This is a genomic window from Pseudomonas sp. S2_C11 (assembly GCF_054668395.1).
Window position 1 is genome coordinate 2789078 of sequence record NZ_CP162765.1, and the last position, 25836, is coordinate 2814913.

Genomic DNA, 25836 nt, shown 5'->3' on the forward strand with positions numbered 1-25836 from the left:
CAAGGATTGATTGCCATGGATTGCATCCCCACGCTTTACACCCGCCGCTTGATCCTCACGCCGCTGCAACTGAGTGATGCAGCGGCGGTGCAACAATTGTTTCCGCAATGGGAGGTCGTGCGCTATCTCGACAGCCGCGTTCCGTGGCCGTATCCGGACGACGGCGCGCTTGTTTACGTCCGCGATGTCGCGCTGCCCGCGATGGCTGCCGCAAAGGAATGGCACTGGATGATCCGCACCCGCGTTCAGCCCGAGAGCTGCATCGGCAGTATCAGCCTGTTTGATCAACCGGGTAACCATCGAGGCTTCTGGCTCGCCCCACAGTTTCAGGGCAACGGCTACATGCGCGAGGCCTGCAAGGTGATCAATGCCTACTGGTTCGATACGTTGATGCGCCCATTGATGCAGGTGCCCAAGGCCGCCGCCAACCGCGCTTCGCGCAAGATTTCCGAAGATGAAGGCATGCGGATGGTTGAAACGCGGGACGGCCAGTTTGTGTCGGGGCCGATGCCGGTGGAGGTGTGGGAGATCACGCGCAGCGAATGGCTTGCCGAAGAAACAAACCGGTCAATTGATTGTTAGAGCCGATCAAGTGCTCAATCTTGCGTATATGCTGCTGTCTGCAAAATCAGGACAAGTACTCCCCAAACGTTCGAGACAGTAGAAATGATCTCCGATCCAGGAACACCAACGCTTGATCAACTGAAAGTATTTCTGACGGTTGTAGAAGTGGGCAGTTTTGCCGCTGCGGCCAGAAAACTGCATCGCGCGACATCGGTGGTGAGTTACTCCATTTCCAATCTGGAGATGCAGCTCGGGGTTTCACTGTTTGACCGCAAAACCACGCGCAAACCGCAACTGACGGAGGCAGGTCGAACCGTCCTGGCTGAAGCACGCACTATTACCAACGGCGTAAATGGGCTGCGCGCAAAAGTCTCCGGTTTGCTGCATGGGCTTGAAGCAGAAGTTCACCTCGCGCTCGATGTAATGCTCCCTGCCGAGCGAGTAGTCGATGCGTTGAGGACCTTCAGGGAAGAATTTCCCACAGTCACTCTGCACTTGCACATGGAAGCCTTGGGGGCAGTGACCCAACTGGTGATGGAGAAGAAAGCTGGAGTCGGCATCAGCGGTCCGCTGGACATTGGCCTGGACGGCATCGAGCGCATCGGCGTGGGCAGTGTTCAATTGATACCGGTCGCCGCGCCTGCACACCCGCTTGCAACCGAGTGTTCCAAATCCCCTGGCGCTGCCAGAGAGTTTGTTCAATTGGTGCTATCGGATCGTTCAACGCTTACGGGTGACAAGGACTTTGCCGTCGTGAGCACTCGCACTTGGCGACTGGCGGATCTGGGCGCCAAACACATGCTTCTCAAAGAGGGCATCGGATGGGGGAATATGCCGGTGCCCATGGTTCAGTCTGACCTGGACGAAGGACGCCTGGTCGAGCTTGATATGCCCGACTGTAAAGGCGGCACCTATGCCTTCGATGCGATTTATCGAACCGACTCGCCGCCCGGTCCGGCTGGGCAGTGGCTGATCAAGCGGTTCGGCGAACAGCTCTTGCCGACGTAAGCAATTCAGGGAAAAGAGCAAAAATCCGACAGCCTGAGCAAGGCTGCCGGAGAGATGCATGTCAAAAAGCAGGAAAGTTGAATTGTCGAAAGCGACTGACAACAACTGTTTATCCTCTTTTGATCCCCGGAGGCGCCATGACCGCATTTCGAAAATCCGACTTCCCTTTGAGCGAGGTTCGCCAGCATCTGGAAACCGGCCCCATCGTCCTGGTGACCTCCGCCTGGCAAGGTGAAACCAACATAATGACCATGGGTTGGCACATGATGATGCAGTTCTCCCCCGCCCTGTTTGGCTGCTACATCTGGAGTGCAAACCACAGCTACGAGCTGATCCACAACAGCCAGCAGTGCGTCATCAACGTGCCCACCGTCGAATTGGTGGACCAGGTTGTTGCCGTCGGCAACAGCAGCGGTGGCGCCATCGACAAGTTTGCCCAATTTGACCTCACAGCCGCCCCCGCAGAACAGGTAAAGGCCCCGTTGATCAAAGAGTGCTACGCCAATTTCGAGTGCAAGCTGTTCGATTCCAATCTTATCGGCGAGTACGGTCTGTTCGTGTGGGAAGTGGTCAAGGCGCATGTGGCTACGTCGGTGAAAAACCCCAAAACCCTGCATTACCGCGGGCAGGGGAAATTTATGGTGGCGGGCGGAACCCTGGATTTGCGCGATCAATTCCGCCCACAGAATTTGTAATACGACACTAATAAAAAAGCCGGAATGTTCATTCCGGCTTATGCGTCAGCGCTCGGGATATAACACCATGCCCGCGTGGTACAGCACGTTATCTCGAAACTCTCCGTCTGCGGTAAAGCCAGTATCGTCCACATACTCGATGTGGTCGCCTTCCAGCCAGTAGCGCCCTTGATAAGCGCTTTTTTGCCGACCGCGAGCCTCGTCATATCGCCCTCCTGGCAGCAACTCATGGCGAATATGACCGTCGGCTGTCACCCACATGCCAACGTACTTGCCCTGATCGCCGGCTGGATTTGCCGTGGCGTTTTCTTGCGCATCAGGGGTTACGCGAATTTCGACATCGGACATTTTAGAACTCCTGTTTTCAGATCATAGTTTCCTGCCGTTCAGCAGGATTTGAAGCAAGAGTAAAAAGTCGCGGCGCGGTGCCGTTATGCAATTCCTGCGCAGGTTTTGCCCAATGCTCCAGGCGCTCGCAGAACGTCTAAGCGAAGGACTACGCGAACTTCTGCAAAGGAGAGAAGGCCCGCGCATCTTTCAGCGCCCGTGCCCACCAGGCCAGCTGGATCAACAACTGCGCCATCGAAACCCGTGCTTGCGCAAAGTGCTCCAGTCCGAGGCCTTGTTCGAGACGCTCGGCAATCTCAGCGAACTTCACATAGCCACCAACAGGCATGGCCTGCAGCTTCAACAACTCGCATCCAAGTTCGTCGACCTCATCCTCCCCGCCGGTCGTGGTGCCATAACCAACAAATGAACAAGGTCGTCCCTGGAGGTGTTCAGGCCAGCGCGCCATCAAGACTTTCAATCCATGCTGGTAACCAAGGTGACGTGCGGGCACCAAGACGATATAGGCATCTGCTGCCGCTAGCGCTCTCAAGCACACTCGACGACCGGGTTGTTCCGAAAAATCGTCTATAAATCTCAGGTCAAACGGCTCTACCACGCTCAACGCAAATTCGCTGCGGTCTTGCACCACGGCGGTAATCCATTGCACCAACGCCGTGTCTACGCCGTTGGACTGGTTGCTGTTATGGATCAGTACTAATTGCAGTGTGTGAGTCATTTCAGCCTCCGAGCAGCTATCAACTTGGCAATGTTCTACGGTTAGAGAAAACAACGTGACAGCAAGAGCGCGATGGTTGGAAGTGGCCACTTCTTTGCTTGCAAAGTCGGCAACCGTTCCATATCGCGTTGGCAAAATATTAGGCGCGCGAAATGGTAGATAAACAGCCCGTGCCCAGGCACACGATTTATGACGTGAGTTCACATGCGACGACTGGATATCAATTGCTTCGCCGAGATGAGCGTGTTCGTTAAAGTGGTGGAACGCGGAGGTTATTCAGCGGCCGCAAGAGCTTGCGCGATAACCCCCTCTGCCGTGAGCAAGCTCATGACGCGCCTGGAAAGCCGTCTTGGCGCACGTTTGCTGAACAGGTCCACGCGCAAGCAACTGCTGACGCCAGAAGGAATGGCTTTTTACGAACGCAGCGTTGCCATACTGGCCGATCTTGACGAAGCGGAACGCGAAGCATCTGCCAGTTCTGCACCGCAGGGAGTGGTCAGAATCAGCTCTAATGTGGGTATCGGCCGCCAGCTTTTTCTTCCCATCATCAACTTGTTCATGAATCAACATCCTGGGGTCAGCGTCGAACTTTTCCTCACCGATGAGGTGGTCGATCTCATCGAAGCACGTGCGGATATCGCCATACGCACCGGAGCGCTCAAGAACTCCAACCTTGTGGCGAAACGACTCGGGCAATCCAGAGGGCTTATCGTAGGATCTCCTGACTACCTGGCGACCAAGGGCACTCCGCTGGTGCCTCAAGACCTTGCCGATCACAACTGTCTGGGTTTCACCTTTTCGCCTCCCGCCATGGAGTGGGCCTTGCTCGACGAGAGCGGCGAGCAACGTATGTACCCGGTAAAAGGCAATCTGCGCGTCAGCGATGGCGACGCCTTGCGTGAATTGACGGTGCTGGGCGCAGGGCTAGCCAGGCTGGGGTTCTGCCAGGTTGCAGATGACCTGGCTGCCGGAAGGTTGGTTTGCGTCCTGCAACCATTCGTGCCTGCAAGCGTCACGGAGATTCATGCGATTTACGTCGGCCAAGGCGGACATCTGCCCGCACGCGTAAGAGCCCTGATGGATTTCCTCGCCGCCCATTTGCATGTTCATTGAACCGCAACGCGGGCAAAGGGCCGTTCCTTCAATGCATAGGCCAGCACAAGAGCCGCGGGCAAAGCAGCGCCCAGTAGGCACAGCCCTTCCCAGCCGACATACCGAATACCGAAACTTGCAACTGCGGAGCCAATAGCGCCGCCAACAAAGTTGATACTGATAAACACCGCGGTAATCCGTGAGTTGGCTGCGGGGGCCAGTTTGTAGATGACCGATTGATGGGTGATCTGCAAGCCCATTACGCCAACGTTCAAGGCCATTGCGGCAGCGATAATTATCCAGAGCCCTGTCGCCGCAAGGCTCAGCACTGCCCAGGCCAGTATCATCAACGAGGCCAACCCGAATGCCAGCGCGTGCCGGTAGCCATGATCACAGAGCCGGCCAACCACACCGGGAATCAACGCGCCAGTCACTCCCGTGAGCCCGATCAGTCCGATGCTCGAAGTCGAAAAATTGAACGGCGGTTGCGACAACAGTATTGGTAATCCAGTCCACAACATGCTGAAGCTGGCCATTCCCAGCGCACCGTAAAGCGCCCGGCGAGCAAGCGCTGGGTACTCGAGGATGAGTTGCCACAACGAGCGCATCAACTGCTCATAACGCACGGGCTGGCCTCGGCGCTCGGGCTCGGTTGGCAAGGTGATTCTGAGCAGCATGAGCAGGATCAGCGCCGCGCACCCGGCGCTGGCGTACACCAAGCGCCAACCTGCCGCGTTGCCGATACCGCCGGAGACCAGCCACGACAGCGGTATCGCGAGCAAGGCCCCGGTCATCACTACGCCGATCACTTGACCGCACCGATGCTCGGCTGCGATGGACGCTACATACGGCACAATCAACATGGCAGCGGATGCCGTGACTCCACTGATCAACACTGCGGCGCAGAACAGCAAGAAATTCGGGCTGGCCGCAGCCACAAGCAGCGCTAATGCGTTGATGGTAAACATCCGGCTCAGAAGCGCTCTTCTTTCGAGGACGTCACCGAGCGGGACGACCAGCACAATGCCCAGCGTGTAGCCAAGTTGAGCGCAACTCACCAGCAGGCCGGACGTGGCAAGCGGAATACCAAATGCCCCCGTTACCAACGACAGGATCGGCTGCAGATAATAGAGATTAGCGATCATGGCCCCCGCTGCGAATGCGCAGAGCCACATGAAAGGTCGGGACGGGGACGACGAATTCATACAAATACTCCTCGGTAAATGCCGTTCAAAATTGGGCGAGTCAACTCACTCGCCCAGTTTTTCCCGCACCGCGTCGTCCCCGTTAACTCACTCCTCTCAGGTGTTTGCCTGATTCTGTAGCGTCCATGCCATCAGTGCGGGCTTCGCCTGTCAGGCCGTCGGGAAGTCCGCGCCACGGGCGGTAGACTCCCATGCGCTGAACTCGCGGCCCATGGCGGCAAGCTTCGCCTGCGCTGCCTCATAGGCTTCATTGCCCAACAGCAGGCGCGCCGGCGGCGCTGCGCAGGTAACCGCGGCGTAGATCGCCGCTGCCGCCCTGTCTGGGTCGCCAGCTTGATTGCCAACAGATTGCTGGTACGCGCGCATCGCAGCGCCGGCGGTTGCCTGATAATCCTCGGCCACCGTTTGCGCAGCGCCCGAAGATCCCGCCCATTGGGTTCTGAAGGCGCTGGGCTGAACGGTCATCACGCCGATACCCAGTGGCGCAACTTCGGCGCGCAGACTTTCCGACAGGCCCTCAACGGCGAACTTCGTCGCGCAGTAGTGGCCGACCGCTTCGAACCCGACCAGACCGCCTACCGATGTGAGGTTGACGATCATGCCGGTGCGCCGCTTGCGCATGCCAGGCAGTACCGCGCGAATCATATGGGCCGTGCCGAAGTAGTTGACCTCGAACATCCGCCGAACAGCCCCATCGTCGCTGTCTTCTATCGATGAGAAATAGCCGACGCCGGCGTTATTGATCAGCACGTCCACTCGCCCGAAGCGATGCTCGGCCGCCTGTACGACCTGCATCGCCTGCGCCGGATCGGTCACGTCCAGAGGCAGAATCAAAGCGTCGCCGAGGGCGGCCAGATCCTCGATCTGCTGTGTGTTGCGCGCCGTGACCACCACACGCTCACCCTCATTCAGCAGCGCCGTGGCGATGTGGCGACCGAACCCGGTGGAACAGCCTGTAACCAACCAAACCTTAGTCTCGTTCATTGCAGTACTCCTCTAGATAGCGGCGGTTCAGGATTCGGCTGAACCGCGTTCGAGACCAACGTACCGAATCCGCCCCGCCACTGTTATCCGATTAATCCGCGACATTTGCCTGATCCTGCTCCCCAACACACGTCGCTGACCACAGTGGAAGGTCCACTTCGATTTCTGCTGCATTTCTAGTTTTTCGAACCTGATCATCGAAACTTGTCGGCTATTGCGCAAAGCCTCGCGATGACATCATCTGCTCCACAACGGCGCTTCATGGTGAAGCGCTGAAATCAGCGGAATCCACGTCATGTCCCACGCAGCCACAATTTCCAGCGTCACTGCTTCAACGTCTTCCAACCCCAACAGCACCGTTTCCTTGATCGGGCGGATTCTTCTGAGCGCGATCTTCATTCTTTCGGGCCTGTCGAAAATCGCGGCACCGGCCATGATGATTGGCTACATCGGCTCTGTCGGGTTGCCTTTTCCCGAACTGGCGTTGGGCGTGGCGATTGCTGTCGAGGTTCTCGGCGGCGTAGCGTTGATCGCCGGTTATCGCACACGTACCACCGCAGCGCTGTTGGCGATTTTCAGCGTACTGACCGCACTGATTTTCCATAACGCCCTGGCGGACCAGAATCAGTTCATTCACTTCTTCAAGAATATCGCCATGGCCGGTGGGCTCTTGCAGATCGTTTCTTTCGGCGCAGGGCGTTTCAGCCTCGACGCACGTCGCCACTAATCGAATCGCCGGCACGTCCATTCCTTCCGACGAGCCTTGACCATCACAACGGAGAGAATCATGAAAGCGATCCAAGTCGCGCAGTACGGCCAGGCAGAAGCGCTGGAGCTCAAAGAACTTGCGGATCTGAAACCCAATGACGATCAGGTGTTAATCAATGTTGCCGGTAGTGGGATCAATCCAATCGATTGGAAAATCCTCTCCGGTGCCATGCAGCAATTCATTCCTCTGCCACTGCCCTACACGCCTGGCGTGGAAGTCTCAGGCACAGTCGCCGCGGTGGGCAGGAATGTCAGAGATTTTGTCGTTGGCGACAAGGTGTTCGGGTTTATCGGGATTACCGGCGGATATGCGACCCAGGCCCTCTCAACGCCAGATCGTCTGGCCCACACGCCGACAACACTATCGTTGCAAGAAGCCGGCGGCGTGCCGGCGGCAGCGCTGACCGCTTGGCAAGCTCTGCATGAACACGCCGGAATTCAGGCAGGTCAAAAAGTCCTCATTCACGGCGGCTCAGGTGGCGTGGGCAGCTTCGCAATCCAGCTCGCCCGCCTTGCCGGTGCTTATGTGATCGCGACCAGCTCTGCGAAGAACCACGACTATCTGCGTTCACTTGGCGCCGATGAGGTGATTGACTACACCACGGCTAAATTCGAAGACAGCGTTGCTGACCTCGATGCGGTCATTGATCTGGTCGGCGGCGAAACTCAGAACCGTTCATGGTGTGTGATCAAGCGCGGGGGCGTTCTGGTTTCCCCCGTAAGCGCACCCACTGCACAGAAGGCAAGCGAGCACGGTGTGAGTGGCAAAAATTTCGCCACCCGCTCCGATGGCAGCCAATTGGTCGAGATTGCCGCGCTGTTCACATCCGGCAAGCTCAGCCTTGAGGCTCAAGTGGTACCGCTGACAGAAGTTGTCGACGCGGTTAAACAAAGCTGGGCCGGACACACCCGGGGAAAAATCGTGCTCGATGTCAGCGCTCAGGCCGAATCCTGAACCAGATCGCATACATCGCCGGCAGAAACACCAGCGTGATGATGGTGCCAACAAACGTGCCGCCGATCAGCGTGTACGCCAGCGTGCCCCAGAACACCGAGTGGGTCAGCGGAATGAACGCGAGAATCGCCGCCAGCGCGGTCAACAACACCGGCCGCGCCCGTTGCACTGTCGCTTCGACCACGGCATGGAACGGCGCCAGCCCTTCCTGCTCGTTGTGATGGATCTGCCCGATCAGAATCAGCGTGTTGCGCATCAGAATCCCCGACAGCGCAATCAGCCCGACCAGCGCATTGATGCCGAAAGGCTGGTTGAAGATCAGCAGCGTCGGCACCACACCGATCAAGCCTAATGGCGAGGTGAGAAAGACCATGATCATCGCCGAAATCGAGCGTACCTGGACGATGATGATGAGCAGCGTCATGGCGATCATGATTGGCAGCAACGGCAGAATCGCCTTGCCCGCCTTGCCGGACTCTTCGATGGCGCCCGCCTGTTCAATCCGGTAGCCGGAAGGCAGGTTTTCGAGGATCGGCTGCAACTGCTGGATGATCGCGCCGGAAACGTCCGGCGGCTGCAAGCCTTCGGCGATGTCGCCACGCACGGTAATGGTCGGCGTGCGATCGCGGCGCCGCAGGATCGGGTCTTCCATGCGCACTTCGACCTCGCCGATCTGCGACAACGGGATGCGCTGCCCCGCCGCACCGACCAGGGTGAAGCCTTCGATCTGCGCCGGGTTCAGGCGGATATTGCCCGCCGCACGACCGACGACCTGCACAGAACGGATGTCTTCGCGCACCGCCGTGATCGGCACGCCGCTGAGCAGAAATTGCAACTGCTGGGCGACTGCGCTGGACGTCAGCCCCACTGCCTGCAAGCGGTCCTGATCCAGGTTGAAATGCAGCGTGGGCGTCAGCGGTCCCCAGTCAGTGTTGACGGTTCTCATCATCGGGCTGTCCTGCATCACCGCCCTGACCTGCTCGGCGATGTCGCGCAGCTTCGCCGGATCAGGCCCCATCACCCGGTAGGCCACCGGGAATGGCGAATACGGACCGAACACGATCTGCGTCGCCCGAACCCGCGCCTCTGGAGCAAGCCCTTCGGCCACCGCTTCGCGCAAACGCAACTTCAGAGTTTCGCGGGCGTCCTGGCTGTCGGTCAGCACGACGATTTTGGCGAACGATGGATCCGGTAACTCCGGCGCCATCGCCAGGAAAAACCGAGGCGCACCCTGGCCGATATAGGCGGTGACGATTTTGGCCTCTTCCTGCTTGTGCAGCCAGGCTTCGACTTTGGCCGCCGCCGCGCTGGTCTGCTCGATGGACGTGCCGTAAGGCATCTGCACTTCGATCATCACTTCGGGGCGGTCCGAGGTTGGAAAGAACTGCTTCTTCACCAGCCCCATGCCTGGGATCGCAACAGCAAACAGCGCGACCACCGCACCGGCCACCAGCCATTTCCGGGTAATCACCCACGTCAAAATCCGGCGAAAGCGGTTGTAGCGTGGCGTGTCGTAGATCGCCGCGTGCCCGCCTTCGACTTTCTTGATGTCGGGCAACAGCTTCACGCCCAGGTACGGCGTGAAAGCCACGGCGACGACCCACGAAGCAATGAGCGCGATGCCGACAATCCAGAACATGTTGCTGGTGTATTCGCCCGCCGTTGATTGCGCGAATCCGTTGGGCAGAAAGCCAATCGCCGTGACCAGCGTGCCGGCCAGCATCGGCGCTGCCGTATGACTCCAGGCATAGGCCGAGGCCTTGATGCGGTCGTAGCCCTCCTCCATCTTCACCACCATCATTTCAATGGCGATGATCGCGTCATCGACCAGCAAGCCGAGCGCCAGAATCAGCGAACCGAGGGTGATCCGGTCAAAGTTCTTGCCGGTGGCCGCCATCACCACAAACACGATCGCCAGGGTCAATGGCACCGCCGCTGCGACGACCACGCCGACACGCCAGCCCATGCTGAGAAAACACACCAGCATGACCACCAGCAGCGCGACAAAGAACTTGACCATGAACTCACCGACGGCCGAGTCGATATTAACCGCCTGATCGGTGACTTTGGAGAGGGTCATGCCCAAGGGCATTTCCTCGTTGATCCTGGCCGTTTCGGCGTCCAGCGCCTTGCCCAGATCGAGACCGTTCCAGCCCTCGCGCATGATCACGCCGAGCAATAAGGCTTCTTCGCCGTTGTTGCGCACGAGGAAGGTCGCCGGGTCTTCGTAGCCGCGTTCGACCGTGGCCACGTCAGACAGTTTGAGTGTTCGGCCTTGGGCGACAACAGGCGTGTCACGGATTTTCTGTAACGTGTCGAACGCGCCATCGACGCGCAAAAATACCTCCGGCCCTTTGGTTTCGACCGATCCGGCGGGGGTCAGCACGTTTTGATTGTTCAGTGCGGCGAAGATGTCCTGCGGCGACAAGCCCAGCGTCGCCAGCCGATCATGGGAAAACGAAACGAATATCCGCTCGGCCTGCTCGCCGATGATGTTGACCTTCTTCACGCCAGGCACATGCAACAGCCGCTGGCGTAACCTCTCCGCATCACGCACCAGCAAGCGCTGTGGCTCGCCCCTGGCTTTCAAGGCGAACAGCGCGAAGGTCACGTCGGAAAACTCGTCGTTGACCATCGGCCCGATGACACCCGTCGGCAGCCTGATCGCTTCATCGTCGAGCTTCTTGCGTGCCTGGTAGAAGTCTTCCTGCACCTGCGATGGCGGTGTGCTGTCGAGCAACGAGACCACGGTGAATGCCAGTCCCGGACGCGTGTAGGTTTCCGAGCGGTCGTACCACTTCAGTTCCTGCAAACGTTTCTCCAGGGGTTCGGCAACCTGATCCTGCATCTCCTGCGCGGTCGCCCCCGGCCACGCAGTAATCACCGTTAGCTGCTTGACCGTGAACGGTGGGTCTTCCGCCCGGCCCAATTTGAAGAACGACAGGACGCCGGCAACGGCGATGAGAAAAATCAGAAACACCGTGATTGCGCGCTGGCGCACGGCGATAGCAGAAAGGTTGAACCGGCCCTCGCTCATGGACGACTCCCGGCAATCTGGCCATCGTCGCGGGCAAGCAAGCGTACTTCTTCGCCATCGCGCAGCAGATGCGCGCCCAGCGCGACAATCGGTTCACCGACGTTGAGCTGGCCAGCGACACGGGCCGAGTCATCGCTCAAGCCCAGGACCTCCACCGGGCGCCAGCTCACTGTCGCCGGTGTGCCGGCGATGACCCACACGCCGGGGCCTTTGCCCGGGTCGTAGATCGCGGCGACGGGCACCGTCAGCGCCTGTTTTGGCGCAGAACCTTGGGCGATATCAAGGGTGACTGTCGAACCGATCGGCGCATTGGCCAGTTTGCCTTCAAGTACATAGCGCGCTTCAAAGGTGCGAGTCGTGCGGTCGGCCGAGTCGGAAAGCAGACGCAGTTTTGCGCTCACGGTAGCCGACTTATCGCCATACAATTTTGCCTGAGCGGTCGAGCCCGGCGCGGGGCGCAAGGTCTCGGGCAGATGGACGATGGCCTCCCGCTGACCGGCCCGCGCCAGCCGCACCACCGGTTGTCCCGGGCTGACGACTTGCCCGGGTTCGGCGAGGGTTTCCACCACCACGCCATCAGCGTCCGCCAGCAAAACCGCGTAACCCGAGGCGTTGCGCGCTACGTCCGCTTGCGCCACAGCGGCATTGAGCTGCGCCCTGGCGGTGTCGGCTGCGGCTTTGAACTGATCGTAGGCCGATGCCGAAATAGCGCCGGCGGCGACGAGTTTGCGATTGCGCGCTTCGTCACCGGCAGTCTGTATGGCTCGGGCGCGAGCGGCGCTCACCGCTTCTTGCTGGGCTCGCGCCTGAAGGCCGAGGTCGATGGGGTCGAGGCGCATCAGTGGCTGGCCGCGCTTGACCGTCTGACCGGTATCAACCAGACGCTCGAGCACCTTGCCCGAAACGCGAAAGCCCAGGTCGCCCTGCACTCGCGCCGCCACGACACCGGTGAACGATCGGGAGCCGTCTTCTGCAGGCTGCACCGCCGCCGACCTGACAAAGGGCGCCAAGGTACGCGGATCCTGCGCGGTGGAAGAATCCCCGCACGCCGTCAGGGCCAAGGGCAACAAACATACCGCGAGGGGGAAAGGTCGGAGCCGGCGCATGGAATGCCTTTACTGAAAATAGGATGATCATCATATTCTCAGTCTTGTGACCGATATCGTCAACCGTCACCAAATCGCCGGCCCGATTTTCATCGCTGAATCAGAAGCGATAGCTGACAGAAGTACCGAGCCCGCTGGCGCTGTTCTTGTATTTCGCGCTGTACGAACCCTTGCCCGCCGAGGTGTCGTTGATCTCGACGCTCTCTTCCCAGAGATACGAATAGGCGGCGTCGATGGTGACATTCTCCGCTGGAGTCCAACCGGCGCCGAGGCTGAACACCTTGCGATCGCCGGTGGGAATACGCGGCCCGCGATTGCTGTTGTTCGCCGGAGATTGATCAACCGAGAACCCGGTACGCAGCACTGAAATAACCAAACTGCGGCGGCCATGTTGCCCTAGTGACCATACAAGTTAAGAGTCACAATCAGAACAGCGGAAATGTCGTTGCGTCAGGAACAGGATGGGGTTGGGGCGACTGATCCGAGTATTCGGATCAGCAGAGGGTCAAGGCATCAAGCTGCGCAGGATGAGGTTCGAAGTCAGCGTCGGCGCCACTTCGATAAAGTCGAGGTTGTGTTGCAGCATCAGGGGATTGACGAAGGGCCGCAGCGCCAGGTGGATCGATTCGACCGTCTCGTCCAGCGGCGTCCTGCGCTCGAACTCACCGGCCTCGCGCCCTTCACGGACAATGTCGGTGATGAAACGCTTGATCTGCGCATCGTAACGCTGCGCACTCGGCCAGTTCTCACCCGCTGCAAACGCAGCAATGTCGTAGAGCTTGCGGTCGTTGAAAAACAGGTTCACGCCCGTGGCGATCACGGTTTTCACCAAACGGCGGAAACGCTCGGTAGGCGTCAGGTCTTCCTCGTTGATCGCCTGCTCGACCGCCGCAACGATTTGCCCCAGACAGTTAGCGCAGATGGCTTCGCCAATCGCCTGCTTGGAATCAAAGAATTTGTAGATGTACGCCTTGGAGAAACCGATGGCCTTGGCCAGATCGGACACCGTGGTCTTGGCGTAGCCGTACTGGCTGAAATGCTCGTTGGCAGCCGCGACAATCTGATCACGAATGTCGTGATCGACTGGCCCACGCGGGCCGGGGAAGGATGGGGAAACTGAGGACTGGTTCATGTCGGCAGCTTACTCACCCGCCCGCCGACTGACAACGTGTGACACATTTTGAATACCACCACCCATCCACTGTGGGAGCGAGCCCGCTCGCGAATACGCCCGCCCAAACAACACAAATCTCCCGCCCATCACCTGCCAGGAAACGTGACGCTAACCAGCCTTACTGATCGCAGAAAAATTGATACGAGAAAAGCCATGCAGCAACATCCCGACAATGATCAGCGCCCCCGCCCGCAACCACGTCTCCCACCCCTGCTGACTGAGCAGCACCAGACACGACACGATCGCAAGCACCGGGACAAAGGTCGGCACGCGAAAGTGATCCTCCTCTACCCTGTCCCGCCGAAGAACCAGCACCGCCACATTGGTACTCAGAAAAACGAACAGCAACAGCAAAACCACCGTCTCTGCCAACGTTGCCAGCGTGCCTGTGAGTGTCAGGGCAATAGCGACCACGGTAGTTGCAACAATGGCAGCCCATGGAGTTTTTCGTTCAGGCAGCACCGCACCCAAAACACCCGGCAACAGCCCCAGATTCGCCATGCCATAGGTCAATCGGCTGGCCATGATCATGGTTAACAGCGCACCGTTGGCCACAGCAATCAGCGCAATGAAAGAGAACAGTGCCGGCGGGATTGCGAGGGTCGATGCGCGGACAACTTCGAGCAAAGGCGCCGACGTGGCCACCAACTTCTCGGTAGGCAATACCGAAGAAGCCGCCACGCCCACCGCCATGTAAACCACGCCAGCGGTGAGCAAAGCCGCGAACAAGGCGCGCGGGTAGACCTTGCGCACGTCCTTGATTTCCTCGGCGAGATTGGCCGAGGTTTCGAAGCCTACGAAGGAATAGAAAGCCAACAACGCCGCCCCCAACACCGCCAGCATGGGACTGACGCCCGGCTTGAACGTGAGCGTCCGCCCCAGATCCGCATCGCCTGTGCGGAAATACCAGACAGCGGCGACGATCACCAAAATCAGCCCGGACAGTTCAATCACGGTCATCACCAGGTTTGCCCCAAGCGACTCCTTGATCCCCCGCGCGTTGAGCAGGCCGATCGCCAGAAGAAACACTAGGGCGGCAATCTGCGGCGATACGTCAACGAAGGCGTTGAGGTAATCACCGGCAAACGCCAGCGACAAACCCGCAGCGCTGGTGACCGCAGCCGCCAGCATGCAGAAACCGACGAGGAAGGAAATGAGCGGTGACTTGAAGGCCTTTTCCGCGAACACCGAAGCCGCGCCGGCGTGAGGATATTTGGTCACCAACTCCGCGTAGGAACCCGCCGTCAACATGGCGAAGAACAGCGCAATCAGCAGCGGCACCCAAATCGCGCCGCCCACCTCCCCTGCGATCGTTCCGGCGAGTGCGTAAACACCCGCGCCGAGTACATCGCCGAGAATAAACAGAAACAGCATCGGGAAAGTGATAGCCCGGCGCAGAGCAGGTTTATGAGTGGGAGCCGTCACGGTCATTCCTTGATTCAGGTGGGTAGGAGCTGGAGGGTTTTCACCTCAAACAATGGAAATGGCGCCGAAAGCAAAGTTCAAAATGTGTGACCGCCCGACTGGCACGACGCTGTAAACGTTGCCAACTCGACACCTGTGGGAGCGAGCCTGCTCGCGAAGACCCCAGCCCGATCAACACAAAACATCAGCCAAAACCAATTCCCTAAACACCCCGTTTAAAACCGACATCCAGACTGTTCCAGCAAGCTACAACGCCTTGCGCCATTGCCTACGACTACGCCAGAATCCGCCGGCTTGTGCGCCTCGGGCCGTGGTTCTATCGTTGGCCGGTCACTGAAAACCAGTGATCGGGTTTGGTAGCCCGCTTTCCACATGGCGCATAACGTCATTCTATGCAGATGCTTTCGCATCGGTTTTATGGTGGCCATGCGCAGGGCGTTTTCGAGCGCGCCGGTTTTTCCATGTGGGCCGGTCTACCAACCTTCGTATGGCCACCACCCTTCGTTTGGTAGCGAGAGTGATGGCTCCCTTGGTCACATATGGAGCTTCACCATGTTCAAAGTAACGCCTAACCCTCCAGCGTCGGACGCAACCTCCCCCTCCGAATCCCTCGACTCAAAAAAACTCCACGAAGCCGCCGACCGCGCGCTCGACCACTACCTCAAACCCACCGACACCCTCAAAACCACGCCCTACCAGACCAGCAGCATGTTCCTCGCCAACCCGAAAACCGCGACCGAAGAATTACTGGTCAACGCCAGCGAATCGCTAGGCTCCGCCTCGGTAATGCTGAGTGATGTGATCGGGATGGTTGAAGGATCTGCTCGCAAGACACTGCAAGGTATCGCGCAAGTGGTGATGCTTGGCGAGCTCGCGGTTAATCAGGCGTTGGATAACGTCGTGCCGGTCGAGTAATTCTGCGGATGCAGGCGTTCGCTAATGCCTCGCCCCCATCGCGCTCCTCGATAGCCCAGCCTTGCGCTGGGCTTTTTGCTCGTCAGTGGCAGTGGTAGTCGTTGGTTTTATGGTTGCGATGGCAACCCTTTGAATCAGTGCCACCGCTGTGCGCAAACGGCCTTATGCGCTCAGGCCAATCCAGCCATGAAAGCCGACATAGAGGCCAACGCCAATGATCAGCACGCTGGACAGGTAAGGAGCGCGGCGCGCTACGGTTCCCAGCCACGGCCAGCGATTGGAAGCCTGTCTGGCACCAATGGCCGCAGCGGCACCGACAGTGACCAAAGTCAGCGCCAGGCCGATACTGAAACACAGGACGAGCATGCCGCCGAGCGCGACCTCTTTGACTTGCAGGCACAGCAACAGGACAGTGATGGCAGCCGGACAGGGAATCAGGCCGCCAGTCAGCCCGAACATGACGATCTGACCCATGGTCACTTCGCGGTTGGTGAAGCGCTTACGGATGTCGTTGGCATGAGCACGTTCGTGCGCATCCTGATAGCCATCAATCGACAGCTCCAGACCTTCGAGTTCGGAATGCGCATGCCCGTGATCATGCTCCTGGAACGTCAGGTCGTAATCATGCGAATGCCCGGCATGTCCAAGGCTCAAGCGAGCGCTGAACTCGTGCGGTTCCGGAATATCCACCGTCGACTGCAGAAAGCCTTCACGCTCGACGAACGCGAACGATTGGCTGCTGCCGTCCGGACGCGTCGTGGTCAGGCGAACATCCGAGGCTGCCCAGGCGTGTCCGCTCAAGGTCTTCAGGCGCCAGTGCGGTGGCATGCCTTCCTCGAAGATCGACAGTTCAACACGGCCATGGCCGGTATCTATTCGGTGCGTTTCATCATGATGACCATGGTCGTGTTCGCCGTGATGGTGATCATCGCTTTGCTCGAACTTGAACATCTGCTCACCGCGCCAGGTACGCCACAGCATCCACAGGGCAATCGCGATGATCAGTGCAGAGGAAGCAAGCTGGAAATACGGCTCAGTGGTTTGAGCATCCAGGCCTTTGCCCAGGTACATGCCGCCGATGGCGACCAGCCACACCACGGCGGTGTGCGAAAGCGTTGCGGCCAACCCCAACAAAACAGCCTGTTTGACCGAGCCACGGATGGCCACGATGAAGGCCGCCATCATGGTTTTCGAATGGCCTGGCTCCAGGCCATGCAAGGCGCCGAGCAGAATCGCGCTCGGGAAATACAGCCAGGCGTGAGCCCCGCCTTGCTGCAACAGTTCAGCGAAATCGGGCATGTCAGACCTAAAGGTACTTGGTGATTTGTTTGAAGGCTTCCAGCGGTGCGCGCTCGCCATTGCCTAGCGCCGAAACGGTATCTTCGAGGCAGTGGTCGATGTGATCCTGGATGAGCGTGCGTTTGGCCTGGCAGATCGCTTTCTCGACCGCATGAAGCTGCTGGGCGATATCCACGCACTGACGCCCTTCTTCGATCATGGTGATGATGCCGCGCAAATGCCCGTCCGCCCGCTTGAGGCGTTTGATGATCGCCTCATGACTTTGCTGGGTGTGGGGATGGCTGTGGTCGTGTTCGTGTTCACTCATGAGTTGAGTCTCAGGGCTCGATGAATCGCTGGCATCCTATCCCCCCAGGGGGGATTAGGCAAATCGCTTGAACGCCCTGTCGACGAGTTGAAACCTTTAACACCATGTACAGCAAAACACTGACAACGACGGCAGTAATCGCGCTTGCTCTCGCCATGTTCATGGCCTGGGCCGGGCATACCTATTCGTTGCCAGTCACCTCGGGGCAGCCAGCCTGGGAGATCGCTCAGGACGTCCACCATTCTCACGGCGAAGAGTCGTCATCCAGCCACGACCGGCGATTACCTGAGCGTCAAACAGTAGTCCGGAACACATGGAAAACGAGGCCGCAAATGCGGCCTCGTTTTTTTCTGCGCGAAGAAAAATGCTGGATTCAAATCCCGCAAATGTCCGTGCGCAACCGCCAGGCGTCTTTCGCTGGTGGCATGCCGAACAGACGGGCGTAGTCCCGACTGAACTGCGAGGGGCTTTCATAACCGACCGTATATCCCGCCTCTGCGGCATCGACCGCTTCGGTGACCATCAGCCGGCGTGCTTCCTGTAGCCGCAACTGGTTACGAAATTCCAGCGGGCTCATTGAGGTGATCGCCTTGAAATGCGCATGAAACGAGGAACGGCTCATCCCGGCGATACCGACGAGGTCATCTATCCGGCACGCTTCGTTGTAATGGCTGCGCAGCCAGGCAATGGCCTTGGCGATCTGGTTCAAGCGGTTGTCTGCTTGTGCCATCTGCCTGATGATGCTGTTGCCGTTTTCGGTTAGAAGGCGATAAAGCATTTCGCGGATCACCAGCGGAGCGAGCGCTTCGATATCCCGTGGCCTGTCGAGCAGCCCGGCCAGCCGAACCGCAGCATCCAGCAGTTCTGGAGTCGTATCGTTGAGCGTAATGCCTGCCGGCGGTGCACTGACGCTCTCTTCTCTTAGCGGATGGCGCAGCGCAAGGTCGCTCAACACAGTGGTATCGAGATCCAGCGCCAGGCACAGATAAGGAACAGCCTCACTCGCCTCGATGACCGAGCCCATCACCGGAAGGTCTACCGATGCAATCAGGTACTTGGCCGGATCGTAAACATAGACGGTAGTACCCAGCATCGCTTGTTTACGTCCCTGAGCGACAAGGCAGAGTGTTGGCTCGTACACCACCGGCATAGGCATCGTGGGCGTAGCCGAGCGAATAAGGCTGACACCCGGGATCGCGGTGCTGTGAATGCCGTTATCCCGGACGTGACGACCAACGATATCGACAAGCTTTGAAAGGGAATTCAAATACAACTCCATAACGTGGCGATGCGGCGGTTAAACATCTGGTATCGGATGATCAAGCAAGAAGTCAGGAGGATCGTGCAACAGCCCTCCTCCGCTCGTAAGTCACACTTCAGATGAAGCCCAGAGATACTGCCGTCCACTCAATGCCCCGCGCCGACGGTTCCTCGCCAATGCCCCGTATAGAACAACGGCGTCGCGGAACGCAACTAGCGGCTTACAGATAACAACAACGGCCCATCCAACTCGACGGGGCTCATCGGACAGATTAAGGAGCACAGGAAATGACGCTTGTTCAACGCCTCTCTACAGCGCTAGCACTGGTCCTCACCACACTCATCGCAGGGCCGGCGCCCGCCGTGGCCAGCGAACCGACTACGGAACGCAATCGCCAATTCATTGCGCAAGCGTTCAACCAGTGGGCTCAAGGCGGCCGGACGTTCTTCACAGATGTCCTGGCTCCCGATGTGATCTGGACAATCAAGGGGACGAGCCCCTCGGCGGGTACTTATCGCGGCCGAGATGACTTCCTGAAACGCGCAGTCCAACCCTTCGCAAAACGGCTCGCCTCGCCCGTTCGCCCGACGGTGACGGATATCTGGGCTGAAGGCGATGACGTCGTTGTGCACTGGAACGCCACCGCCACCGCAACCGATGGCGCGCCTTATCGCAACAGCTACGTATGGATCATGCGCATGCGAAATATGCAGGCAGTTGATGTGACTGCCTTTCTCGACCTGGTGCCTTACGACGACGTTGTCAGGCGAATTCCGCTTAAAGCGGGCGATGTTGAATAGATAATCCTGCCAAGATCAACTTGAGGATCTGCCTGCGGGAGGGTGCAAGATGTTGCGCAGGTGGGCATGCCGTCGAATGTCGTATTTCGGCCATTAACTGCCGGTTGCTCAATGTACGCGACACGGGCGGGCGCTACTTGAAGCCGTCCGAGTGAGTGGCGGAGCTTTGTGTTGATCACAAGCGCCGGTTCTAAGCGTTGAGCCACAAAGCCGGACCTACTGCTTTACCAAGTGACGCTGCAACCGCACACAGGGCTACAGACGGCATGGATTGACCTCGCTATTTAGTTTGCTAGACATACCATCTCCGGTGAGTTAGAAGAACAAAAATGCGAAATTTCTCTTATGCTGCGCCGACTATCCATAGGATGATTAAGTGCATAGAATCGCCCCATGCGAAACTCTGTTTTCAATCCAGATTGAAATTCGGAAACTTTTTTAATGGCAACCATAAGGGAATAGCGATGTCGTCAATAGAGCAAAAAGTAATTAGTGAAGCAGTAAAACCGGGAATGGAACTAATAAGCGCAGCCTTATCTCCGACTGTCGAGAGGGTCAGGAAGTGGGCTACAGAAAAGGATCTGAAAGGAAAACTTAACGCCGACGCGCTCGCTTCTACAATGGAGCGCTACCTAATAAAGCTCTCAGAGCGTGTGGGAGAGATAACTTCTATTACGTTTCCTCAGCTAAAGCTGGATATATTCGAAGCGTACGAACCTCTTTACATGGTGCGAAATACCCACTTCGGCACATGTGACAACTTAATTACCGCAGACGAGCTCGTCTCTTCCCCGACGAGGCCCACTATCATCGTTGATGGCGCAGGAATGGGGAAGAGTACATTTTCAAAATTTATCGTTGCAAAACTGTTATTCAAATCAGGCCGAATTCCAATACTTTTCGATCTTAGAAAAGTAGATCCGCAGCTAAACTTCACAGATAACATCGTGACAGAGCTTGATTTTCCTGACGAAAAATTTGATCGAAAGTTGTTCTATAGACTTTTGAGATTAGGGAAGTTTTTCGTTATACTCGACGGTTTTGACGAGGTCTCGATTGCTCACCAGCATTTGCTGGCAAATCAACTTCACGAGATGTCAGCGAAAGGCGGGGATAATGCGATTATTATTACCACGCGCCCGCAAGAAATTATCCCAGATTTGATCAATGCAACCTCTTTGAAGTTTGCTCCTTTCACCGAGGAGCAAGCATTGTCCTTATTAAAAAGATACGACAAGATATCGGGGCTGGATATCGGGGAAAAGCTCAGTCGAGATGTGTCTAGCATCCCTTCTAAATTTATCGAAAGTCCACTTTTAGTATCGTTGCTGTATAGGACTTACGGAGTAAACAACTCAATTGCAGATAAGATATCGACATTTTACGATGAGATATACCATGCCCTGTACAAAGGGCACGATTTAATTAATAAAAACGGATACGCGCGGGAGAAAAAATCAGGTCTTGGATTTGAGGATTTCAGAAAGCTGCTTCGAGCCCTGTGTCATTACATGATGCTTAGAACAAAGACCTCATTTGAAAGCCTTAGCGAGGCTGACAGCTTCATCAATGACGCGGCCAAGATCAGTTTGGCGATACCTAATTCTACATCAAGTTTCTTAGATGATCTCTTTGTCGCCGTCCCTCTTATGCAACGAGATGGTACAGAATATAAATTCTTCCACAAAACGCTGTTAGAGTACTTTGCTGCAGAATACATAATATTCAACGAGTCCAGCCTGCGCTTACTTAAAAAAATATTTGAAAGTCCATTGGCTGCGTCTTTTGCTAAGGTTTTCGAGTTTTTAAATGATATGAATCCGTTGCTTTTTGAGTCTGTTATCACTCAGAAATTTGCACTCGAGGCGAAAGCTCTGACTGTCAGTAAAAACGAGCAAGTCAATGCCATTAGCACCTGCCAATTTGTCAATAAATTAAAAATTGGGCTTTGGGCTGTCGAAGGGAACGCAGAGTCATTCGAAGAGGACGATGGCACCCCAGCCCTTATTTTTTCATGCCATATACATGAAAACAGCGGACAATATTCTGAGTGCTGGAGAGAGGGGACGCTTAATGGTACTCCATTTTTTCTTGTTGTAGCATATGAAGACAAACATGAAAATCTTCATAAACTGGCTTGGGAAGCTATAACTTCAGAATACACCACCAACCTCAATTCTCACAAGACACAATATATTTTTGACGGATTGGAAAAAACAATACCAGTAGGCAAGTGGGTCCACCCCAATACCAAAGTTATTAAAGAGCTACACTCGGAAAATATCGCGATCAAAGATATATTCTTAGCAATCCTTGAAGATCCCTTTAAGGCAGCAGGGATTCGCCTATTGGACTTTGAAAAGGTTGATGCTCTTCTTGCGAAAATAGAATCTAGATCCAATCTGGATATTGATATGAAAGACTTTCTTTAATCAAAGACTTATCAATCTAAAGTCTTTAGAGTTCAGTATTAGAGGTGACAATTAAATATTAACTCGCGACCCTGTTGGAACCGAACCCACCGGCGGTGGGCTGCGAAGCCCCCCAGGCTCAAGATGTCCGCTACGGGTCTAAAGCCGCCACTCATAATGGGCTGTTTGTGGCCGATTGCTGCCCGCCACCACGGGCGCCCTGCTGGCAGACCACGCATTGACCTCACGAAACAGCGCCGAAAACACCTGAACTCTCCGCAATCTCCCCTTCCCCCCGCAAAAAATCCACAAACGCCCTCAGCGGCGAAGGCATGTGACGGCGGCCGTGGTAATACAGAAACGGGCCGTCGAAGGCCTGCCACCAGTCCTCGAGAATCGGCACCAGTCGACCATCGGAGAGTGGCTCGCGTAGAAAGTCCTCGAAGGTATAGACGATGCCCAGTCCGTTGATGGCAGAGCGAATTTTCAGATCGTGCGACGACGTCAGCAGTTGCCCCTGAGGCGGGATACGCACGATACGGCCGTCTCGATGGAACTCGAACACGCCGACTTTGCCACTCTCGAAGCGATGGCCAAGCAGGTCATGGCCCGGCAGTTCTTCGGGGTGAGTGGGCGTACCGCGTTCAGCCAGATAGCCCGGGGCGGCGGCTGCAACGAAGCGTTGGCGACGCGGGCCGATGGGCACGGCGATCATGTCCTTGGCCAGGCTCTCTTCATAGCGCACGCCGGCGTCATACCCGCCAGCGTTGACGTCGACAAAGGTGTTGTCCATGACGACTTCGACACTGACCCCTGGATAAAGGCGCAGAAAACGCGCCAGCAGGTCGGGCAACAGAAAGCGTGCCACCGGCACTGGCACATTGAGTTTGAGCGTGCCGACCGGGCGCTGAGCGTCGTCGTCGAGATCGTTGAAAGCGGCGTCGATTTCTTGCAAGGCCGGGCGCAGGCGCTCGAGCAATCGTTCGCCGGCCGCCGTCGGCGTGACGCTGCGCGTGGTTCGATTGAGCAGGCGCACGCCCAGGTCGCTTTCCAGCCGACGCATGCAATCGCTCAGCGACGAGGCGGACAAACCGCGTTTTTGCGCGGCAGCACGAAATCCCCCCGCCTCGACCACCGCAGCAAATATCGACACATCGGTAAGGTTTGGTTTACGCATGAATGCTTCCTCCGCAGGCGCCTGACTGTACGCCATACCGTACGGGCCATCCACAAATGACCGACTTATCCTCGCGCATTCGTACACCGATACTGCTCACTCGCCCCGCCAACCGGGAACCTGTACCGCGAATGAGATTTCCCCAATGAGCCATTCACCCGCTACGCCGAGCAATACTGCGACCCAACGCATTCTCAAGGCCGCCCGAACGCTGTTCGCCATTTCCGCGATGGCCGGCACACTGGCTGCGCAGGCGACTTCCCGAACAGAGCCGAAGCCGGACTGGTCAACCCACGACATGCCCAGCCAGAAAGGCCGCATTGTGCTGGTGACCGGAGGGACCAGCGGCATGGGCTATGAAGACGCGCTGGCCCTGACGCGCGCCGGTGCCGAGGTGATCATCGCCGCACGCAACGCCGAGCGCGGCCGCGAAGCGATCGCAAACATCAAGCAAGCCGTGCCCGAGGCGCGCGTGCAATTCGAGACGCTGGACCTTGCCAATCTGCAATCGGTACGCGACCTCGCCAACCGTCTGCAAGGGCGCCTGCCGAGGCTCGACGTGCTGATCAACAATGCTGCGATCATGTCGCCGCCTGTACGAGGCGTTTCCGCCGATGGCTACGAGATGCAACTGGCGACCAATTACCTGGGGCATTTCGCCTTGACCGGCCTGCTGATGCCTCTGCTACGCAAAAGCGACGATGGTCGGGTGGTCAGCCTGTCGAGCATCGCCGCCGGGCGCGCAAGTCTGAACTTCGATGACCTGCAGGCTGAGCGCAGTTACGACCCTTTCGCCAGCTACAGCCAATCGAAACTGGCGGTTCTGAAGTGGAGTATTGAGCTGCAGCAGCGCAGCGATGCCGCCGGTTGGGGGATACGCAGCATCGCCGCGCACCCCGGCGTCGCCGTGACTGAGCTGATCGCCCGTGGGCCTGGCCTGGACAGTCAATTCGGCAAACAATGGGCTGTAGAGCGGGACCTGTATCATTCCGCAGCGCAGGGCGCGCTGCCCACGCTGTATGCGGCGACGGCGCTGGAGGCGGTTGGCGGTGCCTACTACGGGCCTACCGGTGATAACGAGAAGCGCGGGCCGCTGGGCTTCGCCAAGATGCCGCCGGCCGCTGCCGATCGCTCGAATTCGGCCACACTGTGGCAACTCTCCGAGCGACTGACCGGCGTCACTTACCGCTGACCGTCCGGCACGGGCAGGCCCCGTGCCATTGCCTCGACACTCCTACAGGAGCGCAACATGGATACGTCTCTTCTCGCCCACCGCGCCGGCGCCATCATCAATGCCGAGGCTCACGAGCTGCGCCCTGCGCTCAATGGCTTTCTGCTGTTCGTTTGTCTGTTCGCCGGCTATTTCATGCTCCGCCCGATCCGCGAATCGATGGGCATCACTGCCGGCGTCGAGAACTTGCAGTGGCTGTTCACCGCGACCTTCCTGGTCATGCTGGCGGCCGTTCCGCTGTTCGCCTGGCTCAGCGCACGCGTGCCGCGCCTGCATTTCGTGGACTGGGTGTACGGATTCTTCTGCACCAATCTGCTGTTGTTCGCCGCCTTGTTCCTGGGCGAGGAAAGCCCTTGGCTGGCGCGCGTGTTTTACGTGTGGATATCGGTCTACAACCTGTTTGTCGTATCGGTCGCCTGGAGCCTGATGGCCGATGTCTTCGACAGTGCCCAGGCCAAGCGCCTGTTCGCGTTCATCGCGGCGGGCGCCAGCGTCGGCGGCCTGAGTGGCCCTGCGCTGAGCGCCTTGCTGATCGGTCCGCTGGGTGAGTCCGGCCTGATGCTGCTGGCCGCTGTTCTACTGGCCGCTGCGATGTGGTTCAAGCGCCAGCTGATGCACTGGCGTGAACAGGGTGGCGCAGGACGCCCCGATGCCGCGCCGAGCGAAAGCCCTCGCAGGCCGTTGCCGGGCAATCCGTTCAGCGGTATGACGGCCGTTCTGAAATCACCCTATCTGCTCGGCATCTGCGGTTTTGTGGTGCTGCTGGCGACAGTCTCCACCTTCCTTTACTTCGAGCAGGCACGCGTCGTCGCCGAACACTTCCCGGACCGCGAGGCGCAGGTGCGCGTGTTCGGCATCATCGACTTTGTCGTGCAGGCGGGCGCCCTGCTCTGTCAGCTGTTCATCACTGGACGCCTCGCGCAAAGGCTCGGCGTCGGCGTGCTGTTGGCCATGGTGCCGCTGGTCATGTGCGCGGGTTTTATCGGGCTGATCTTCGCCCCCGGCTTTGGCCTGATCGCCGCGCTGATGATCGTGCGCCGCATCGGTGAATACGCCTTCGTGCGCCCAGGCCGAGAGATGCTGTTTGCCCCGCTCGATGCCGAAAGCAAGTACAAGGCAAAGAACTTCATCGACACCGTGGTCTACCGCGCCGGCGACGCCATCAGTGCCTGGGCAAAAAGCGCGCTGGACGCCCTCAGCCAAGGTGCAGGCATGGCAGCGCTGGTCGGCGCGTTGTGCGCACTGCTGTGGGGGCTGCTGGGATGGCGACTCGGCGAGCGGGCGGACCGCCGAGCCAGGGTGGCGGGAGTGCGGCAAAACGCAGCGTAGCGTTCAACGGTCATTGACTGAGACAGG

The 25836-nt window shown here is 57.9% G+C and carries 24 protein-coding genes and 1 pseudogene; 11 read left to right on the forward strand and 14 right to left on the reverse strand.

Annotated features, from left to right (window positions below; genetic code table 11):
- The first annotated feature begins 15 nt into the window (after positions 1 to 15).
- From AB4N48_RS12485 to AB4N48_RS12495, 3 genes are all read left to right on the forward strand, one after another.
- Positions 16 to 582, forward strand: coding sequence for a GNAT family N-acetyltransferase (locus AB4N48_RS12485; protein WP_258708025.1), 567 nt, complete (start codon positions 16 to 18; stop codon positions 580 to 582).
- An 84-nt stretch (positions 583 to 666) separates the two neighbouring features.
- Entirely contained in the window at positions 667 to 1572 is a 906-nt protein-coding gene (locus tag AB4N48_RS12490) for a LysR family transcriptional regulator (protein ID WP_024012654.1), read from the forward strand.
- A gap of 137 nt (positions 1573 to 1709) precedes the next feature.
- Complete coding sequence (locus AB4N48_RS12495; protein WP_460095528.1) at positions 1710 to 2267, forward strand: flavin reductase family protein; 558 nt, start codon at positions 1710 to 1712, stop codon at positions 2265 to 2267.
- Positions 2268 to 2312: 45 nt separating this feature from the next.
- On the opposite strand, the gene AB4N48_RS12500 is transcribed toward AB4N48_RS12495, so the two are convergent.
- Positions 2313 to 2528, reverse strand: coding sequence for an Atu4866 domain-containing protein (locus AB4N48_RS12500; RefSeq protein ID WP_056786820.1), 216 nt, complete (start codon positions 2526 to 2528; stop codon positions 2313 to 2315).
- 235 nt (positions 2529 to 2763) lie between these two features.
- Positions 2764 to 3333 (reverse strand): NAD(P)H-dependent oxidoreductase, encoded by a 570-nt coding sequence (locus AB4N48_RS12505; protein ID WP_016774391.1) that lies wholly within the window; start codon positions 3331 to 3333, stop codon positions 2764 to 2766.
- A 204-nt stretch (positions 3334 to 3537) separates the two neighbouring features.
- On the opposite strand from AB4N48_RS12505, the gene AB4N48_RS12510 reads away from it, so the two are divergent.
- The gene (locus AB4N48_RS12510) at positions 3538 to 4446 is read left to right on the forward strand and encodes a LysR family transcriptional regulator (protein WP_150635588.1); all 909 of its coding nucleotides are present in this window, start codon (positions 3538 to 3540) and stop codon (positions 4444 to 4446) included.
- Here AB4N48_RS12510 and AB4N48_RS12515 read toward each other — a convergent pair.
- Positions 4440 to 5630, reverse strand: a complete 1191-nt coding sequence (locus tag AB4N48_RS12515; protein WP_460095529.1) for an MFS transporter — start codon at positions 5628 to 5630, stop codon at positions 4440 to 4442. The two genes, AB4N48_RS12510 and AB4N48_RS12515, sit on opposite strands and share 7 nt — an antisense overlap.
- A gap of 150 nt (positions 5631 to 5780) precedes the next feature.
- Positions 5781 to 6614: an oxidoreductase gene (locus AB4N48_RS12520; RefSeq protein WP_056785051.1), complete on the reverse strand. Its 834-nt coding sequence runs from the start codon at positions 6612 to 6614 to the stop codon at positions 5781 to 5783.
- 295 nt (positions 6615 to 6909) lie between these two features.
- On the opposite strand from AB4N48_RS12520, the gene AB4N48_RS12525 reads away from it, so the two are divergent.
- The gene (locus tag AB4N48_RS12525) at positions 6910 to 7341 is read left to right on the forward strand and encodes a DoxX family protein (RefSeq protein WP_460095531.1); all 432 of its coding nucleotides are present in this window, start codon (positions 6910 to 6912) and stop codon (positions 7339 to 7341) included.
- Between the two features lie 60 nt (positions 7342 to 7401).
- Positions 7402 to 8337, forward strand: a complete 936-nt coding sequence (locus AB4N48_RS12530) for an NADP-dependent oxidoreductase (protein ID WP_460095532.1) — start codon at positions 7402 to 7404, stop codon at positions 8335 to 8337.
- Here the strand turns inward: AB4N48_RS12530 and AB4N48_RS12535 are convergent.
- The 5 genes and pseudogenes from AB4N48_RS12535 to AB4N48_RS12555 form a co-directional block, all read right to left on the reverse strand.
- Positions 8315 to 11374, reverse strand: a complete 3060-nt coding sequence (locus tag AB4N48_RS12535; protein WP_460095533.1) for an efflux RND transporter permease subunit — start codon at positions 11372 to 11374, stop codon at positions 8315 to 8317. The two genes, AB4N48_RS12530 and AB4N48_RS12535, sit on opposite strands and share 23 nt — an antisense overlap.
- Positions 11371 to 12480, reverse strand: a complete 1110-nt coding sequence (locus tag AB4N48_RS12540) for an efflux RND transporter periplasmic adaptor subunit (protein WP_460095534.1) — start codon at positions 12478 to 12480, stop codon at positions 11371 to 11373. The genes AB4N48_RS12535 and AB4N48_RS12540 overlap by 4 nt, the downstream gene beginning before the upstream one ends.
- A gap of 100 nt (positions 12481 to 12580) precedes the next feature.
- A pseudogene (locus AB4N48_RS12545) lies at positions 12581 to 12844 on the reverse strand (outer membrane protein transport protein); the annotation flags it as partial.
- Between the two features lie 141 nt (positions 12845 to 12985).
- Positions 12986 to 13612, reverse strand: coding sequence for a TetR/AcrR family transcriptional regulator (locus tag AB4N48_RS12550; RefSeq protein ID WP_016774383.1), 627 nt, complete (start codon positions 13610 to 13612; stop codon positions 12986 to 12988).
- A 150-nt stretch (positions 13613 to 13762) separates the two neighbouring features.
- A complete protein-coding gene (locus AB4N48_RS12555; protein WP_457263427.1) occupies positions 13763 to 15085 on the reverse strand; it encodes an APC family permease in 1323 nt (440 codons plus the stop codon).
- Between the two features lie 546 nt (positions 15086 to 15631).
- Between AB4N48_RS12555 and AB4N48_RS12560 the strand changes: the two genes are divergently transcribed.
- On the forward strand, positions 15632 to 15994 hold the full coding sequence (locus AB4N48_RS12560) for a DUF6124 family protein (protein WP_460143639.1): 363 nt from the start codon (positions 15632 to 15634) through the stop codon (positions 15992 to 15994).
- Positions 15995 to 16076: 82 nt separating this feature from the next.
- Here AB4N48_RS12560 and AB4N48_RS12565 read toward each other — a convergent pair whose 3' ends face one another.
- From AB4N48_RS12565 to AB4N48_RS12580, 4 genes are all read right to left on the reverse strand, one after another.
- On the reverse strand, positions 16077 to 16178 hold the full coding sequence (locus AB4N48_RS12565) for a YHYH domain-containing protein (RefSeq protein WP_460095562.1): 102 nt from the start codon (positions 16176 to 16178) through the stop codon (positions 16077 to 16079).
- Positions 16157 to 17293: a nickel/cobalt efflux protein RcnA gene (locus AB4N48_RS12570; RefSeq protein ID WP_460095536.1), complete on the reverse strand. Its 1137-nt coding sequence runs from the start codon at positions 17291 to 17293 to the stop codon at positions 16157 to 16159. Before AB4N48_RS12570 ends, AB4N48_RS12565 begins: the two co-directional genes overlap by 22 nt.
- Before the next feature lie 7 nt (positions 17294 to 17300).
- The gene (locus AB4N48_RS12575) at positions 17301 to 17600 is read right to left on the reverse strand and encodes a metal-sensing transcriptional repressor (protein WP_460095537.1); all 300 of its coding nucleotides are present in this window, start codon (positions 17598 to 17600) and stop codon (positions 17301 to 17303) included.
- Between the two features lie 373 nt (positions 17601 to 17973).
- Positions 17974 to 18867, reverse strand: coding sequence for an AraC family transcriptional regulator (locus tag AB4N48_RS12580; RefSeq protein ID WP_460095538.1), 894 nt, complete (start codon positions 18865 to 18867; stop codon positions 17974 to 17976).
- Between the two features lie 281 nt (positions 18868 to 19148).
- Between AB4N48_RS12580 and AB4N48_RS12585 the strand changes: the two genes are divergently transcribed.
- Both AB4N48_RS12585 and AB4N48_RS12590 read left to right on the forward strand, forming a co-directional pair.
- Entirely contained in the window at positions 19149 to 19661 is a 513-nt protein-coding gene (locus tag AB4N48_RS12585) for a nuclear transport factor 2 family protein (protein WP_460095539.1), read from the forward strand.
- Positions 19662 to 20125: 464 nt separating this feature from the next.
- Positions 20126 to 22093, forward strand: a complete 1968-nt coding sequence (locus AB4N48_RS12590; protein WP_305382776.1) for an NACHT domain-containing protein — start codon at positions 20126 to 20128, stop codon at positions 22091 to 22093.
- 223 nt (positions 22094 to 22316) lie between these two features.
- On the opposite strand, the gene AB4N48_RS12595 is transcribed toward AB4N48_RS12590, so the two are convergent.
- Entirely contained in the window at positions 22317 to 23249 is a 933-nt protein-coding gene (locus AB4N48_RS12595) for a LysR family transcriptional regulator (protein WP_305382775.1), read from the reverse strand.
- Positions 23250 to 23394: 145 nt separating this feature from the next.
- On the opposite strand from AB4N48_RS12595, the gene AB4N48_RS12600 reads away from it, so the two are divergent.
- Complete coding sequence (locus AB4N48_RS12600; RefSeq protein WP_460095540.1) at positions 23395 to 24441, forward strand: SDR family oxidoreductase; 1047 nt, start codon at positions 23395 to 23397, stop codon at positions 24439 to 24441.
- Positions 24442 to 24498: 57 nt separating this feature from the next.
- A complete protein-coding gene (locus tag AB4N48_RS12605) occupies positions 24499 to 25809 on the forward strand; it encodes an NTP/NDP exchange transporter (protein WP_460095541.1) in 1311 nt (436 codons plus the stop codon).
- Positions 25810 to 25836 lie beyond the last annotated feature (27 nt).

Excerpts from the sequence above, each read along its gene's own strand:
- AB4N48_RS12515 (WP_460095529.1), bottom strand. The coding sequence starts at position 5,630 with ATGAATTCGTCGTCCCCGTCCCGACCTTTCATGTGGCTCTGCGCATTC.
- AB4N48_RS12495 (WP_460095528.1), top strand. The coding sequence starts at position 1,710 with ATGACCGCATTTCGAAAATCCGACTTCCCTTTGAGCGAGGTTCGCCAG.
- AB4N48_RS12500 (WP_056786820.1), bottom strand. The coding sequence starts at position 2,528 with ATGTGGGTGACAGCCGACGGTCATATTCGCCATGAGTTGCTGCCAGGA.
- AB4N48_RS12575 (WP_460095537.1), bottom strand. The coding sequence starts at position 17,600 with ATGAGTGAACACGAACACGACCACAGCCATCCCCACACCCAGCAAAGT.
- AB4N48_RS12590 (WP_305382776.1), top strand. The coding sequence starts at position 20,126 with ATGTCGTCAATAGAGCAAAAAGTAATTAGTGAAGCAGTAAAACCGGGA.
- AB4N48_RS12485 (WP_258708025.1), top strand. The coding sequence starts at position 16 with ATGGATTGCATCCCCACGCTTTACACCCGCCGCTTGATCCTCACGCCG.
- AB4N48_RS12555 (WP_457263427.1), bottom strand. The coding sequence starts at position 15,085 with ATGACCGTGACGGCTCCCACTCATAAACCTGCTCTGCGCCGGGCTATC.
- AB4N48_RS12585 (WP_460095539.1), top strand. The coding sequence starts at position 19,149 with ATGACGCTTGTTCAACGCCTCTCTACAGCGCTAGCACTGGTCCTCACC.
- AB4N48_RS12520 (WP_056785051.1), bottom strand. The coding sequence starts at position 6,614 with ATGAACGAGACTAAGGTTTGGTTGGTTACAGGCTGTTCCACCGGGTTC.
- AB4N48_RS12530 (WP_460095532.1), top strand. The coding sequence starts at position 7,402 with ATGAAAGCGATCCAAGTCGCGCAGTACGGCCAGGCAGAAGCGCTGGAG.
- AB4N48_RS12550 (WP_016774383.1), bottom strand. The coding sequence starts at position 13,612 with ATGAACCAGTCCTCAGTTTCCCCATCCTTCCCCGGCCCGCGTGGGCCA.
- AB4N48_RS12595 (WP_305382775.1), bottom strand. The coding sequence starts at position 23,249 with ATGCGTAAACCAAACCTTACCGATGTGTCGATATTTGCTGCGGTGGTC.
- AB4N48_RS12535 (WP_460095533.1), bottom strand. The coding sequence starts at position 11,374 with ATGAGCGAGGGCCGGTTCAACCTTTCTGCTATCGCCGTGCGCCAGCGC.
- AB4N48_RS12505 (WP_016774391.1), bottom strand. The coding sequence starts at position 3,333 with ATGACTCACACACTGCAATTAGTACTGATCCATAACAGCAACCAGTCC.
- AB4N48_RS12490 (WP_024012654.1), top strand. The coding sequence starts at position 667 with ATGATCTCCGATCCAGGAACACCAACGCTTGATCAACTGAAAGTATTT.
- AB4N48_RS12510 (WP_150635588.1), top strand. The coding sequence starts at position 3,538 with ATGCGACGACTGGATATCAATTGCTTCGCCGAGATGAGCGTGTTCGTT.
- AB4N48_RS12525 (WP_460095531.1), top strand. The coding sequence starts at position 6,910 with ATGTCCCACGCAGCCACAATTTCCAGCGTCACTGCTTCAACGTCTTCC.
- AB4N48_RS12540 (WP_460095534.1), bottom strand. The coding sequence starts at position 12,480 with ATGCGCCGGCTCCGACCTTTCCCCCTCGCGGTATGTTTGTTGCCCTTG.
- AB4N48_RS12560 (WP_460143639.1), top strand. The coding sequence starts at position 15,632 with ATGTTCAAAGTAACGCCTAACCCTCCAGCGTCGGACGCAACCTCCCCC.
- AB4N48_RS12570 (WP_460095536.1), bottom strand. The coding sequence starts at position 17,293 with ATGCCCGATTTCGCTGAACTGTTGCAGCAAGGCGGGGCTCACGCCTGG.
- AB4N48_RS12605 (WP_460095541.1), top strand. The coding sequence starts at position 24,499 with ATGGATACGTCTCTTCTCGCCCACCGCGCCGGCGCCATCATCAATGCC.
- AB4N48_RS12600 (WP_460095540.1), top strand. The coding sequence starts at position 23,395 with ATGAGCCATTCACCCGCTACGCCGAGCAATACTGCGACCCAACGCATT.